This is a genomic window from Shinella sp. M31 (genome assembly GCF_049199205.1).
Classification (GTDB): Bacteria; Pseudomonadota; Alphaproteobacteria; order Rhizobiales; family Rhizobiaceae; genus Shinella.
The window spans coordinates 66,535-80,951 of the sequence record NZ_JBLZPH010000170.1; the positions used below are offsets into that span (position 1 = coordinate 66,535).

Consider the following 14,417-nt stretch of genomic DNA (forward strand, 5'->3'; position numbering starts at 1 on the left):
AAGGAAACGTTCGGGATCAAAACTCTATTCGCTCCCTGAGGTGAAGCGACCGCCTGATATGAAACATTCTTCCTAGGGTCTGCAAGCATGAACGGCATCCCTGAGCGCAGTTTCCCGCGTTCCTCAACGATTGATCGTGATGTGATGGGCGCCGTCCCGGTTTCGGACGGCGCCTGACGGCAGGTCAGTAGGTGGTGCGCTCGCCGCCGAGCGACTGGAGAAGGGCGCGGTAGGCCCAGGTATTCTCGCCGCCGCGGTCGCGGATTTCGACGAGCTGGACGCGCGCACCCTCGATGTCGCCCTGTTCGATCAGGGCCTGGCCCATATAGGAGCGGGCGAGGATATAGTTCTCGTCCTTTTGCAGCGCGCGCTTGTAGTAGCTCATGCCGAGCTCAATGTTGCCGAGCTTGCGGGTGTTGTAGCCCATATAGTTGAGGATGCGCGGGTCTTCCTGATTGTAGGCGGCGCGCAATGCCCGCAGCGCGTTCTCATGCTGGCCGGCATAGGCGAATTCGCGGGCGGCCGCATAGAGCTTGTCGTCGATCTCCCGCTCGGTCTTCTTCTGCTCTTCGGTCTTGGCCTTGTCGTCAGCCGGGGTCGTGCCTTCAGCCGGGGTGGTCTCGGCAGGCTTCATGTCCTCGGGCGCGACGCATTCCTTCTTTTCCGCGTTCCAGATCTTGCCGTCGGTGCAGGTTGTCGTCGTTTCCGTGGCGACCGGCGGCGTGGTGGTGTCGGAATCGGCGGCGCGCGCGGCCGACAGCGCCGTCAGCGCAACGGCGGCGCAGAATGAAAGCAGCATGGTGTGGCGAAGCATGGTCATGAGTTCCCTCTCGATCGGAATCTGCCGGACGCGGGCCGTCTCGAACGGCCGGCTTTCGGCAGACCGCTCTGAGAAGGACATACGGATGGGCTAGAGGATTTATTCGCTGGAAAGCGTCAGAAACGCGTGGTTTCAGCAAGCGTCAGCGCAAGGCCGTCCGGCGTCAGCGCGTAGCGCTCGCGCATGAGGTTCCAGTTTCCGGGTGCGCCCGCGATCGTGAAGAGATTGTAGCCCGCTGGCGGCTTGTGGCCGCCCGGTCCCTGCGAGGCCGAGGCGATGCCGACCACCGGAACCTGCTTCGTCTGGCCCGGTAGCCAGTGCACGGTGTTGAGGTGGGTATGGCCATGCAGCACGAGTTCCGCGCCGCCGGTGGAAATCGTCGCGGCGAAGCGGCGGATGCCGATCATGCGCTTGTGGAACGCGGTCGCACCACGGATCGGCGGATGGTGGATCATCACGACCCGGAAGAGCCCGGCCTCGCCGGCCGCCCGCAGCAGGTTGACGGTCTCGCGCGCCTGCCGGCTGCCGAAATAGCCCGACGCCGAGAAGGGGGGTGTCGCGATGGCCGTCGAGCAGCCGATGATCGCGACCTGCCCGCGGATGCGCAGATAGGGGAAGACATGCATGTCCTCTTCCCATTCGGCCGGGGCCGCATCGCCGCGCATATAGGGATACCAGGCGCGCGTCGTCTTCTCGTAGGCGCCGCGCACATAGGCGTCGTGGTTGCCCGGCACGACCGAGACATGGTCCGGCGTCCCGGCTTCCGGCAGCCATTTCTTGACCGCAGAGATTTCCAGCGAGGTGGCGAGGTTCACGAGATCGCCGGTGATCGCCAGATGGTCGGGATTTCGCCGTTCGATATCATCGAGCACGATGTCCAGCGTGTTGGTAAACAGATGGCGTCGGCGATTGCGGTGCCAATTGACGAAACCGGTGATCCGCTTGGAAAAAAGTTCGAGAAAGGTGAGGGCGGGCAGCGGACCGAGATGGACGTCCGATATATGGGCAAGTCTGAACATACCCCCCTCCTTAGAGCATAAGTCCGCATAGGGAAACGCGAAGCGCGTGGATATTCCCGAAGCTTCGGCCTGCAAGGCTTGATTTGGCCGAAAGGTTCCGGCGAAGTGCCGGAATGGAACAGGATATGCCGCCACCCGCTTCGCCACCGACCCGCAGTCTTGCGGCGCGCGTCATGACCCGTCTCGTGCATCTCTATTTTGCCGTGGATCGCGGCATGACGATGGGCGTGCGGGCGGCCTGTTTCGATGAGGCGGGCCGGGTCTTTCTCGTGCGCCACAGCTATGTGCCCGGCTGGCACCTGCCGGGCGGCGGCATCGAGCGGGGCGAGACGGCGCTGGAGGCCGTCGCGAAGGAAATCCGCGAGGAAGGCAATCTCGTGCTGCACGCGCCGCCGCAACTTCTGCAGGTCTATTTCAACAGGCAGACCAGCAAGCGCGATCACGTCCTGCTCTATCGCTGCGATGGCGTCACGCAGACCGCACCGCGTCCAAAAGACCACGAGATTGTCGAGGCCGGCTTCTTCGCGCTGGATGCCTTGCCCGCGGCCACCACCGCGGCGACCCGCCGGCGGCTGGAGGAAATCGCCGGGCGGGCCGCCTTCGCGGATGTCTGGTAGGCTCAGGCCGCCTTCAGCGCGTCGCGGCCGTGCGGCGTTGCCAGATGAATTTCCGGGCCGACGGGCACGATGCCGGTCGGATTGATCATCGTGTGGCTGCGGTAATAGTGCTCCTTGATGTGGCGCATGTTCACCGTCTCGGCGACGCCCTCCACCTGGTAGAGCTCGCGCAGATAGCCGTAGAGGTTCGGATAATCGGCGATGCGGCGGATGTTGCACTTGAAATGGCCGACATAGACGGGATCGAAGCGCACCAGTGTTGTGAAGAGCCGCCAGTCGGCCTCGGTGATCCGGTCGCCGGTGAGGTAGCGCCTGTTCGAAAGCCGGTCTTCCAGGCTGTCCAACATTTCGAACAGTGTGGTGACGCTGCCTTCATAGGCTTCCCGCGTCGTTGCAAAGCCGGCCTTGTAAACGCCGTTGTTGACGGTGTCGTAGATCCTGTCGTTCAGCGCATCGATCTCGGCGCGCAGGATTTCCGGGTAATAGTCGTCGCGCGAGCCGGTGAGGCCGTCGAAGGCCGAATTGAACATGCGGATGATCTCGGCCGATTCGTTGGAGACCATCCGGTTCAGTTTCTTGTCCCACAGCACCGGCACGGTCACGCGGCCGGAATAGTGCGGGTCGGCCTTGAGATAGACCTCATAGAGGGCGGAGGCGTTGAACAACGGATCGAGCGTGCCGCCGTTCTCGCCCTTGAACTCCCAGCTCTTGGCCAGCATCAGGGGATCGACGACGGAGACGCTGATCAGGTCTTCCAGTTTTTTCAATTTGCGGAAGATCAGCGTGCGGTGCGCCCAGGGACAGGCGAGCGACACATACAGGTGATAACGGCCGGCTTCGGCCGCAAAGCCGCCTTCGCCGGTCGGGCCGGGCGCGCCGTCCGGCGTGATCCAGTTGCGGAACTGCGAGACGGAGCGCTTGAAGTGCCCTTTCGTCGCTTTGGTATCGTACCAGACGTCGTGCCAGACGCCGTCAACAAGCATGCCCATAATGATCTCCTTTGTGGCCGGTCGCGGCCTGAACTTGCGTTCATAGATAGCGCATGGGCATGTGCTGGATAGGCGCTTTTTAGTGAACGGTGCGTTTTGCTCTTTGACAGACTGAAAATTTCTGCTATCCGCGCAGATCAGCACCGGCGCTCAAGCCGGCGAGGAAGACGATCGCATGTTCCACACGGGAAACCCACGACGACGCTGATGCTCCTGCTGCGCCCCCTTCGGCGGCGGCGCGATAACCCGCATCCCTAGCTTCGTATCCGGTTTCCTGATCTCATGAACATGCTCAAGCACGATATCGTCTACCTGACGGAAGATGCCTCCCACGACGCCGCCATCGAACATATCAACGAAGAAGCCTTCGGTCCCGGCCGGCATGTGCGTGCCGCAGCCCGCATCCGCGAGCAGGGGCCGCACGATCTGTCGCTCTCCTTCGTCTGCACGGATGACGGCGAGACGATCGCCTCGGTACGCATGACGCCGGTTCTGGCCGGCGGCGTGAAGGCGCATCTGCTCGGCCCGCTCGCAGTCCGCCCCTCGCATAAGAACCGGGGCATCGGCCGCGAATTGCTGCGCATCGCCTGCGCCGCCGCCAAGCGGAAGGGCTCGGAAGCTGTGGTGCTCGTCGGCGATCCGCCTTATTACGGTCCGCTCGGTTTCGAAAAGGTCGCTTGGAATGCGCTGGCCTTCCCCGGCCCGGTCGATCCCGCCCGCGTGCTCGTCATGCCCTTCGCGGAAGACACGCATGAGCGGCTGAAAGGCGTCATCGCCTGGCGGGCGGAGTGACGAGGGGAAAACCCCTCGTCTGTCAGAGCCTCAATCCTTGTGCTCCATGAAGCGGATGCGGTTCTGGAAGGGGTCGGTGACCGTCACTTCCAGCCGCGTGCCTTCGTCTTCGAGGCCGGGCTTCATATAGCGGTAGTCCTTGGCGATCAGTTCCTCCTGGAAGGCGCGGATGCCCTTCATATAGACGACCACGGTGCTGCCCGGTGTCGCATCGCCGGCATGTTCGGAAAGATGCAGGCGCAGTCCGGCGCGGGAGACCTGCGTATAGAGGGGGAAATTGTCGCCGTAGCGATGTTCCCAGTCGATCGAGAAGCCCAGGAAGCCGAGATAGAATTCGTGTGCCTTCGCGACGTCGAAAATCCGCATGATCGGCACGGCAAGCTCGAAGACCACACCGGCCGGCTCGGGTTTGGCCTCGATCTTTGCCGACAGGATGTTCCAGGTATCGACGCCGAACTGGCGGGCGACGATTTCCAGCGCTTCGCTGTGGTTGATCTTGGTGTTGCGGGCTGCAAGGGTTTCGCGCAGGGCTTTTGCCATGGCTTTGGCATCGCGATAATCGCGCATGTCCGTTCCTTTCGTTGCGGCGAAGTCCTCGTCAGTGCCCGCATTGCCGACGCCTTCGCCCACGATGAACGGTGGAGAAAGGGTTTCTCGGAGGCGTTCGCCATGCCTTGGAAAGGCGCGGGTCTGCCGGCCGCCTCCGGCCGTGGTGGAACCATAGCGCAGGCGAGGACGCTTTGAAAAGTCGCTTGTGTCATTCATCGAAAGGGCGGTGCGTGCTATGCTCGGTCGATTGCAGGAGGATCGGATGCGCAGGAACAGAGCTTTTTTCCCCGTTGTCGCCGTGATCATGGCAGGCGCTTTCGGTATGGCGGGTTGCACGACAGCTCCGCCCCGGGGGACCGGCACGCACTATTCCAGCTCCGAAGCGCAGCTCAGCGCGCATCAACGTAAGCAGCGGCTGCGCGCCGAACGAGGTGGCTACAAGCGGCTTTACCGGCCCAGCGATTGCCACCGGTCGGCGGTCGGCAAATGCAGCGGGTTCCCGACCTACAATCCGTCCTGACCGAAAATGCAGATCAAACGAAAAGGCCGCCCTCGAATGTTGGGGGCGGCCTTTTCGATTCCGGTCCGAACGCGTCAGGTCGAGAGGTATGACGAGATGATCGAGGCGATCTCGTCGTTGCCCGATCCGGACGAGGGTTCCGATATATCCGACGAGGTGTCGGTGAACGAGAAGCTCTGCGCCGAAGCACCGCCGGAGCCGGCCTGCGAAAGGGCGCTGATCTGCGACGAGGTCATGCTCGCCAGCTGGCCGGGCGTGAAGGCGCTGGCCTGTTCGGAGGTCAGGCCGGCGAGCGTAGCCGTGCTGAGGCCGGAGATGGCGTTGGAGCTCAGTGCGAGGATGTGATCGACCGAGAAGTGGCCGAAGTCGTCGGCGCCAAGCGCGGCCGCCTGCGTTGCCGTCAGTGCGCCGACCTGATCGGCCGAGAGCGCGCCGATCTGCGTGGCGCTGAGCGCCGCCATCTGGCTGTAGCTCAATGCGGCAAGCTGGGTCTTGCTGAGCGCAGCGACGTTCTCGGTGGAGAGCGAGCCCATGGCGGCGGAGGAGAGACCTTTGAGGGCCGCGGGACTGATCGCGGCGAGTTCGTCGGCCGAGATCGTCTGCATCTGGGCAGTCGTCAGGCCAGCGAGGCCGGAGACGCTGAGGGCCCCGATCTGCGCGACCGAGAAGGCTTCCAGCTGTGTGACGCTAAGCGCGCCGATCTGACTGCTCGTCAGGCCTGAGATCGCGCCGGTGCTGAGCGCCTCGATTTCCGCGTCGGACAGGGTCGAGAGATAGCTGGCCGGCAGGCCGCGGATGGCGGTGGAGCCGATGGCCGAGAGCTTGGCCAGCGAGAGCGTATCGAGCGCCTGCGTCGAGAGGCCAGCCAGTGCGCCGGAGCTGAGCGATGCGACCTGTGTCGAAGATAGCGCTTCGGCCTGTTCCTGCGTCAGGGCCGCGGCTTGCGAGCCTGTGAGACCTGCGATCCCGTGGGCGCTGAAGGCGGCGATCTGTGCTGCCGTCAGGGCGGCGATGTCGTCAACGCCAAGCGTGCCGATCTGGCGGGAGCCGAGGGCGGCAAGCTGCGCCGTGGAAAGCCCGGCGATCTGGCTTGTGCTGAGCGCATCGATCTGGCTCGTCGACAGGCCGGCGAAACCGGCGGGGCTGAGGGCTGCGATCTGTTCGGCGCTGAAGCCTGACAGGATCGAGGCAGGCAGGCCCGACATGGCGATCGAGCTTATGGCACTCATGTCGGCGGTCGAGAAGGTGCGCAGCTGGTCGGCGGTGAAGGCCGAAAGCTGGCGGGCGGTGAGCGCGCCGACCTGCGCGCTGGTCAGCGCCTCGACCTGATCGTTGCTAAGGGCCGCGATCTGGTCGCTGGCAAGGCCGGAAATGCCGGACGGGCTCATTGCCGCGATCTGGCTCTCGGTCAGGGCATGGAGCGCAGCGGTCGAGAGGCCGGCCACGGCGCGCGAGCTGATCGCGGCCATGTCGTCGTTGGAAAACTGCGCAAGGTCATCCGTGCTGAGCGCGCCGATCTGCGTGGAGCTGAGCACGGCGACCTGCGTGCTGGTCAGCGCCTCGGCCTGATCGGGCGCAAGGGCCGCCACCTGGCCGGTCGAAAGGGCTGCAACACCGGCGGTGCCGAGCGCAGCGATCTGCGCGGGCGAAAGCAGCGCGATATCGTCCGTGCCGAGGCCGCTGACCTGGGCGGAGCCGAACGCGGCGAGCTGGGTCGTCGTCAGGGCTTCGAGCTGTAGGGAGCTCAAGGCGTTGACCTGCGTGCTCGTCAGGCCCGAACCGTTGATCTCGGCGATCTGCGCCGTCGTCAGGACGGCGATCATCGCGGTTGAGAGGCCAGCGACCGCGCTGGAGCTGATCGCGCCGATTTCGCGGGCGGTGAAGGTCTCGATCGTGTCGGTGTGGAAGGCGGCGATCTGCGTCGATTTGAACGCTGCGATCTGCGTGCTGGTCAGCGCCTCCGCCTGCGCGGTGGAGAGCACGGCGATGTGTGCGGTCGTCAGGCCGGCAATGCCGCCGGTGCCGAGCGCTGCGATTTGCGCGGCCGAGAGGGCGGCGATGTCTTCCGTGGCGAGACCCGCCACCTGCCTGGAGCCGAAGCCAGCGATTTGCGCCGTGGTAAGGGCTGCGACCTGCGTGCTGCTGAGGGCCGCGATCTGCTCGCTCGTCATGCCGGAAAGCCCAGCCGGGCCCAGTGCGGCGATCTGGCTCGTCGTCAGCGAGGCGAGCATGCCGGTCGACAGGCCGGACATCGCGCTGGAGCTGATGGCGGCCATGTCGGCGGTCGAGAAGGTGTCGAGATCGTCCATGCCGAGCGCGGCGATCTGACGCGACGTCAGCGCACCGACCTGCGTGCTTGTCAAGGCTTCGGCCTGCGCGGTCGTCATGGCCGCGATCTGTGCGGTCGACAGGCCGGCGACGGCGGCCGTCGATAGCGCTGCGATCTGTGCCGTCGAAAGGGCGGCGATATATTCGGTGCCGAGCGAAGCGATCTGTCGGGCGCCGAGGGCACGCACCTGCGCAGGCGTCATGGCATCGAGCTGATCGCTGGTGAGCGCCGCGATCTGCCGCGGCAACAGGCTGCCGATGGCCATGGAGTTGAGCGCGGCGATCTGGCCGGTGGAGAGGGCGGCGATCGCGCCCGTCGAGAGGCCTGTCACGGCGTCCGAGCCGATAACGGACATTTCACGCGTCGAGAAGGTGGCGATCGCATCTGAGGAGAGCGCGGCCAGCTGGGTGGAGGAGAGCATGGCGATCTGCGTGCTGCTCAGGGCTTCGGCCTGCGCCGTACCCAGCGCCGCCATCTGGCGGGCCGTCAGCCCGCTGATGCCTGCGGTGCCGAGGGATGCAATCTGCCCGGTCGACAGGGCAGCCAGCGTCGCCGTCGAAAGACCGCCGATCGCATCCGAGGTGATGGAGGCGAGATCCTTGGAGGAGAAGGTGGCGATATCGTCTGCGCCGAGGGCGGAGAGCTGCGAGGAGCCGAGGGCGGCGACCTGCGTGTTGGTCAGCGCTTCGGCCTGCGCTGTCGAAAGGGCTGCGATCTGCGCGGTCGTCATGGCCGCAATGGCCGCCGTGTTGAGGGCTGCGATCTGCTGCGGCGAGAGCGCGGCGATCTTTGCGGCCGACAGGCCGCCGATGGCGCTCGCCGTGATCGCGGCGATATCCTTGGTCGAGAAGGTGGCGATGTCATCGGTGCCGAGTTCGCTGATCTGCTCGGAACTGATGATACCGATCTGCGCTTCGTTCAGCGCCTCGGCCTGGCTGGTGGTGAGCGTGGCGAGCTGCTGGGACGTGAAGCCCGGAATGCTCCCCGCATTGAGCCCGGCGATCTGCTCCGGGGTAAGGGCTGCGATGTTCTGGGTGGTCATCGCGCCGAGCTGAGCGGAGGTGAGTGCACCCATCTGGCGGCTGGAGAGCGCGCCGATCTGGCCGGTGCCGAGCGCCTCGATCTGGTTGCTGGTGAGGCCCGGAATGCCGGTGACGCCGAGGGCTGCGATCTGGGTGGTGGTGAAGGCCGCGATCTCCTCCGGGCTGAAGGCAGAGATCTGCTGGCCGGTCAGCGCGCCGATCTGCGCGGTGGAGAGGACCGCGATCTGGTCTGCGGTGAGATCGTCGACCTGATCGGTGGTCATGCCCGGAATGGCTGTCGTGCTAAGGCTTGCGATCTGCGCGCTCGAGAACACGGCCAGGTTTGCCCCGAACGCACCGACCTGGGCGGCGGTCAGTGCCTTGATTTGCGCCGTCGAGAACTGGCGCACCTGATTGGAGCTCAACGCATCGATCTGTGCTGTGGTGAGGCCGGAGATAGCAATGGTGCCGATGGCTGCGATCTGATCGGAGTTGAACCCGGCAATGGTGCCCGGCGTGAAGCCGGCAAGGGCACGGTTGGCGATTGCCGCGATCTGCGCGGTGGACAGCGCGCGGATGTCCTGCGATTCGAGGGCTGCGATCTGGACAGAGGTGAAGGCGCCGATCTGCGTCGGCGTGAGGGCGGCGATCTGGGCGGTCGTCAAGGCCGTGACCTGCCCGGATGTCAGAACGGCAAGCGCGTTGCGGCTGAGGGCCGCGGCCTGCGCGGTCGACAGGCCGGCGATCGCCTCCTCGCTCAGCCCGACGGCGCCCCTGGTGATGGCGGCGATATCGGCGGTGGAGAAGGTCGCTATCTCCTGCGACGTGAACTCGGCCAGCTGGTCCGAGGTGAGGACGCGCACCTGCGCGGAGGTCAGCGCCTCGGCCTGCGCGGTGTCGAGTTCGGCGATCTGCGCCGTGCTGAGGCTGGCGATGACGGCGGTGCTGAGCGCCGCGATCTGGGCTGTCGTCAGCGATCCCAGGAAATCCGGATCCATGGCCGCCATCTGCGTGGTGGTGAGGCCGACGATCTGGGCGGTCGTCAGGATGGCGATTTCGCTGCTGGAAAGAGCAGCAAGCGCACCGGTCGGAAGACCGGGCACGGCCTTGCTGTGGATCGCTGCGAGGTCTTCGGTCGAGAAGGTGGCGATATTATCGTTGCCGAGCGTGTAAAGCTGGCTCGATGTGAGGGCGCGCACCTGCGCCGAGGTGAGGGCTTCGGCTTGGGCCGTGGTCATCACGCCGAGCTGCTTGGCGGTAAGGCTTGCGATGGTGCCGGTGCTGAGGGCCGCGATCTGGTCGGTGGAAAGGTTGACGATGGCATCGGTGCCGAGCGCCGATATGGCCTTGCTGTTGATCGCAGCAATATGGGCTGACGTGAGGGACTCGAAGCCTTCCGGATCCAGCGCGCGAAGCTGCGTCACGCCGAGGGCGGCGACCTGCAGCGTCGAAAGCGCGCCGATCTGCTCGGTGCTGAGCGCGCCGACCTGCGCACCCGTCAGGCTGGAGAAGGCGGCGGCGCTGAGGGCGGCGATCTGGGCAGTCGACAGCGCGGCGATCGCGTCGGTGGTGAGCCCGGCAACCGACTTGTTGGCCAGGGCTGCGATATCGGCGGTCGAGAAGGTCTCCAGTGCTTCCGCGCTGAAACCCGCCAACTGCGTCGCGCTCAGCTGGCGAAGTTGCGCCGGCGTCAGCGCCTCGGCCTGATCGGCATCGAGCGCGCCGAGCTGCCAGGGCTTGAGTGCGGCGATCTGGCTGGGGGCCATCGCGGCGATCTGTGCCGTGCTGAGGGAGGCGAGTGCATCGGTGCCGAGGCCGGAGAGCGCTGCCGGCTGCAGGGCGGCGATCTTCGTGCTGGTGAAGGCCTCGAACGTGTAGGGATCGATCGCGCCGACCTGGGTGGCGGTCAGCGCGCGGATCTGCACGACAGTCAGGGCTTCGGCCTGTTCGGCCGAGAGCGTGTTGATCTGGGCCGTCGTCAGGCTCGAAATGGTCTTGGCGCTCAGCGCCGCGACCTGGTCGGAAGACAATCCCGATATGGCGGCCGTGTTGAGACCGGCGATGGCCGTCGCGGAAAAGGCGGCGATGTCCATGGCCGAGAAGGCCTCGATCGTGTCGGCGTCGAGCGCGGAGAGCTGTGTGGACGTGAACGCCTTGGTCTGGACCGGCGTGAAGGCTTCCAGCTGGTCCATATCGAGGGCGGTGATCTGTGCCGAGGTCAGGCCGGTGATCCCCGCCGCGCTGATGGCCGTGATCTGGGCCGTGCTGAATTCGGAGATGCCGGCCGTGCCGAGGGCTGCGATCTGCCAGGCAGCCAGCGCATTGATCTGCGCGGTCGTCAGCGCGGCGATCTGGTTGTCGGACAGCGCTGCGATGGCACCCGTACCGAGGCCCTTCAACGCCTTGGCGGTGAGGGCGGACATGGCGTCTGTCGAAAGCGCTGCGATGTCCTCGGAAGACAGGCCGGCAAGCTGCGTGGAGCTCAGGGCGCGAATCTGCGCGGATGTCAGGTCGCCGATCTGATCGGGTGTCAGGGCGCTGATCTGCGCGGCGGTCAGCCCGGCGATGATGCTTGCGGTGAGGCCGGCCATCTGTTCACTGGTGAGCGCGGCGATCGCACCGGTGCTGACGCCGGAGAGCGCGCCGACGGAAATGGCGCCGATATCGGCCGAGGAAAAGGTGAGGATGCCATCCGAGCCCATGGCGTTCAGCTGCGCGGCGGTCAGCATCTTTGTCTGGCGCGGCGTCAGCGCTTCGAGCTGGTCGGTGCCGAGCGCGCGAATCTGCGTTGCGCTCAGGCCGGTGATGGCGGTGCTGGTCAGGGCTGGAATCTGCGTCGAGGTGAAGGCGGCGACGGCTGCGGTCGAGAGTGCCGCGATCTGCGCGGGCTTCAGCTGAGCGACTTGCGCGGTGGAAAGGGCGGCGACCTGCTCGGGCGTGAGCGCGCTCATCTGCACGTTCGAGAAGCCGGCCAGCGCCTGGGCGTTCAGGGTGCCGATCTGCTCGTCCGAAAGCAGCGCGATGGCCGCCGTGCTGAGGCCCTGCACGGCCTTGTAGTTGATCGCGGCCATGTCCTCGGTGGAGAAGGTGGCGATTTCCTCAGGTGTGAAGACGGCGAGTTGGGCGGCGCTCAGGACGCGCACCTGCGCCGATGTCAGCGCTTCGGCCTGATCTTCATTCAATGCCTTCATCTGCGTGGTGCTGAGGGCCATGATCTGGTTGGGGGTGAGACTGCTGATCGCCCGGTCGAGCGCACCGAGCTGTTCCAGCGTCAATCCGATGATGGCGGTATTGGAGATGGCGCTCAGCTGTTGCGAGCCGAGAACCTCGATGTCTTCCGCTTCAAGGGCCGCGATCTGTTTGGAGGAGAATGCATTGAGCTGCGAGGTCGTCAGCGAGGCGACATCCTCGGTCGACCAGCTCTGGATGGCGGCTGTCGAAAGCGCCTTGATCTGGGTGATGCTCAAGGAGGAAACGATCGACGTCATAGGTAAAATCCTGAGAAAATGAGACGAAAGAACAGACGAAATCCACTATCGGTCAGTGTATGCGTTACAGGGGTGAGCTTGCCTGAGCCTGTAGTTGCAGGTGTCGTCTTCCGGCACGCGGGAGGCGGCCGGATTTCTGCGGTTTTGGGCGGGATTTCGGTTGTGCAAAAGGGAAGGCGGGCGCACCTTCCCGGCCGTTCAACGGCCTTCGCGATACCAGGTGCCGGAGAAGGCGAGGAGCAGCAGGCCGACACCGGCAAAGCCGGCGAAGAGCGGCAGCGTGTTGATGCCCTTCAGCACGGTCTCATCCGTCATGCGCAGCGACAGCCTGTTCTCGTCCACCGTGCGGACCTGACCGGAGACGGGGAGCAGCGGCGGCAGCGAGACGGCCTCTCCATTCTCGCCGACCAGCCGGCGCACGGTGCCCTTGGTGGCATCGGCGAGGGGCTTCAGGGTCCCGGTCGTCGAAATCGTCGCCTTGAATTCCGGCGCATCGACCGCGCCGACATGCACCAGTGCATTGAGATCGTCGTTGGTGATTTCGTAAAGGCCGGTCTCGGTCGTCGGGAGTTCCGCGCGGTAGAGGCCGGATTCGGCTTCTGCGAGCTTCACCTGCTCCGTCTTGCCGGAGGGCAGCTTCAGCGTGGCTTCGCCCGGCGCGTCGCCGATCGTCTGGCGGTTGATCTGCAGCGTGCGCCCGAAGGTGCGGGCGGTCAGCGCCTCTTCCTCGAGCGCCGGTTCCTGCATCAGCCAGTGCGCGGTGCGTCTGTAGAGCGAGACATGCGGCCCGCCGCCTTCGAAACCGCGCGCCCAGAGCCAGCCCTGGTCGGAGAGCAGCATGGCGACGCGGCCCTTGCCGGCGCGGTTCAGCACCAGGAGCGGCTTGCCGTCATTGGCTTCCATCACGACATTGCCCTGCGGGCGCTGCACATCGACGGTGCGGAACCAGCGACCCCAGTGCGGCGGCTCCGAATCGGCGCCTTCAAGGCCGCGCGTGACGGGGTGTTTCTTGCCCTGCTCGGACAGTCGCGGATAGAACGGCGCGACATTCATCTCGCCGGTCGGGTTTGCGGGCAGCACGACGGAGAGCGGCGTGCCGGCAATCGAATCGTTGCCCGCATGCTCCGGCCCCGCCGCGATCAGCAGCGCGCCGCCGTTTTCGACATATTGCGCGATGTTGTCGTAGTAGAGGATCGGCAGCACGCCGCGGTGCTGGTAGCGGTCGAAGATGATCAGGTCGAACTCGTTGATCTTGTCGACGAAGAGTTCGCGTGTCGGAAACGCGATCAGCGACAGTTCGTTGATCGGCGTGCCGTCCTGCTTTTCCGGCGGGCGCAGAATGGTGAAATGCACGAGGTCGATCGCGGTATCGGACTTCAGGAGGTTGCGCCAGGCGCGCTCGCCGGCATGCGGCTCGCCGGAGACGAGCAGCACGCGCAGGTTCTCGCGGATGCCCTCGATGACATGGACGGCGCGGTTGTTGGCCGTCGTGATCTCTCCTTCGACCGGTTCCACCGCGAATTCGAGGATGTTGTTGCCGCCGCGCGGGACGGTGAAGCCGAGTGGCTGTTCGGTACCCGGCTCGGCTATCTCCGAGGCGATCTCGTTGCCGTTGAGACGCACGGTAACGCGGGCCGTGCCGCCGGGGCCGGCACCATCGTCCACCACGCGGAATTTCAGCTCCTGGGGTTCACCGACAATGCCGAAACGCGGGGCGCTGACCACCTCGATGCGGCGGTCGAATTCATCCGGCCGGCCGGTGACGAGGGCATGGACCGGGGCATCGAAGCCCGAGAAGGCGCCCGCCTCGGGAATGTCGTGCACCTGGCCGTCGGTGATGAAGATCGCGCCGCCGACTCGTGAGCGCGGGACGTCGGCGATCGCTGAATTCAAGGCGTCGAAGAGGCGGGTGGAAGGCGTGTCCGACGTGCCGTCGTCGCCGGCTTCGACGATGCGCGGCTCAATGCGTGGATAGCGGGCGAACCGTTCCTTGAGACCGGCAAGCGCCGCATCCGTCTCGGCGGTGCGCTCCGCACTGTCCTGGCTCTGGCTGCGGTCGACGATGACGGGTACCACGGTCGACAGCGCCTCGCGATCCTCCTGCATCAGCACGGGATTGACGAGCGCCAGCACGAGCAGCGCAAGGGCAAGCGCACGCACCAGCGCGCCGCGCAGGCCGCGCCAGAGGCCGAGGGCGGAAAGCAACGCGCCGAGAAGGCCGATCAGGGCAATCGCGATCCAGGGCAGGAAGGGGGAGAACTGCACGGTCATA

General features: G+C 65.5%; 8 protein-coding genes. 2 read left to right on the forward strand and 6 right to left on the reverse strand.

Features of this window, described 5'->3' with window-relative positions; genetic code table 11:
- Window positions 1–184: 184 nt before the first annotated feature.
- Window positions 185–820, reverse strand: coding sequence for a tetratricopeptide repeat protein (locus ACOZKU_RS26720; RefSeq protein ID WP_421581453.1), 636 nt, complete (start codon window positions 818–820; stop codon window positions 185–187).
- 116 nt (window positions 821–936) lie between these two features.
- Window positions 937–1,839: a metallophosphoesterase family protein gene (locus tag ACOZKU_RS26725; protein WP_421581454.1), complete on the reverse strand. Its 903-nt coding sequence runs from the start codon at window positions 1,837–1,839 to the stop codon at window positions 937–939.
- A 125-nt stretch (window positions 1,840–1,964) separates the two neighbouring features.
- On the opposite strand from ACOZKU_RS26725, the gene ACOZKU_RS26730 reads away from it, so the two are divergent.
- The gene (locus tag ACOZKU_RS26730; protein WP_421581455.1) at window positions 1,965–2,456 is read left to right on the forward strand and encodes an NUDIX domain-containing protein; all 492 of its coding nucleotides are present in this window, start codon (window positions 1,965–1,967) and stop codon (window positions 2,454–2,456) included.
- Window positions 2,457–2,458: 2 nt separating this feature from the next.
- On the opposite strand, the gene ACOZKU_RS26735 is transcribed toward ACOZKU_RS26730, so the two are convergent.
- On the reverse strand, window positions 2,459–3,445 hold the full coding sequence (locus ACOZKU_RS26735) for a glutathione S-transferase family protein (RefSeq protein ID WP_421581456.1): 987 nt from the start codon (window positions 3,443–3,445) through the stop codon (window positions 2,459–2,461).
- A gap of 282 nt (window positions 3,446–3,727) precedes the next feature.
- On the opposite strand from ACOZKU_RS26735, the gene ACOZKU_RS26740 reads away from it, so the two are divergent.
- On the forward strand, window positions 3,728–4,237 hold the full coding sequence (locus ACOZKU_RS26740) for a GNAT family N-acetyltransferase (RefSeq protein WP_421581457.1): 510 nt from the start codon (window positions 3,728–3,730) through the stop codon (window positions 4,235–4,237).
- A 30-nt stretch (window positions 4,238–4,267) separates the two neighbouring features.
- Here ACOZKU_RS26740 and ACOZKU_RS26745 read toward each other — a convergent pair whose 3' ends face one another.
- From ACOZKU_RS26745 to ACOZKU_RS26755, 3 genes are all read right to left on the reverse strand, one after another.
- Window positions 4,268–4,804: a glyoxalase superfamily protein gene (locus ACOZKU_RS26745; RefSeq protein ID WP_421581458.1), complete on the reverse strand. Its 537-nt coding sequence runs from the start codon at window positions 4,802–4,804 to the stop codon at window positions 4,268–4,270.
- A 576-nt stretch (window positions 4,805–5,380) separates the two neighbouring features.
- On the reverse strand, window positions 5,381–12,145 hold the full coding sequence (locus tag ACOZKU_RS26750; protein ID WP_421581459.1) for a beta strand repeat-containing protein: 6,765 nt from the start codon (window positions 12,143–12,145) through the stop codon (window positions 5,381–5,383).
- A 198-nt stretch (window positions 12,146–12,343) separates the two neighbouring features.
- Entirely contained in the window at window positions 12,344–14,416 is a 2,073-nt protein-coding gene (locus ACOZKU_RS26755; protein ID WP_421581460.1) for a hypothetical protein, read from the reverse strand.
- Window position 14,417: the final 1 nt, after the last annotated feature.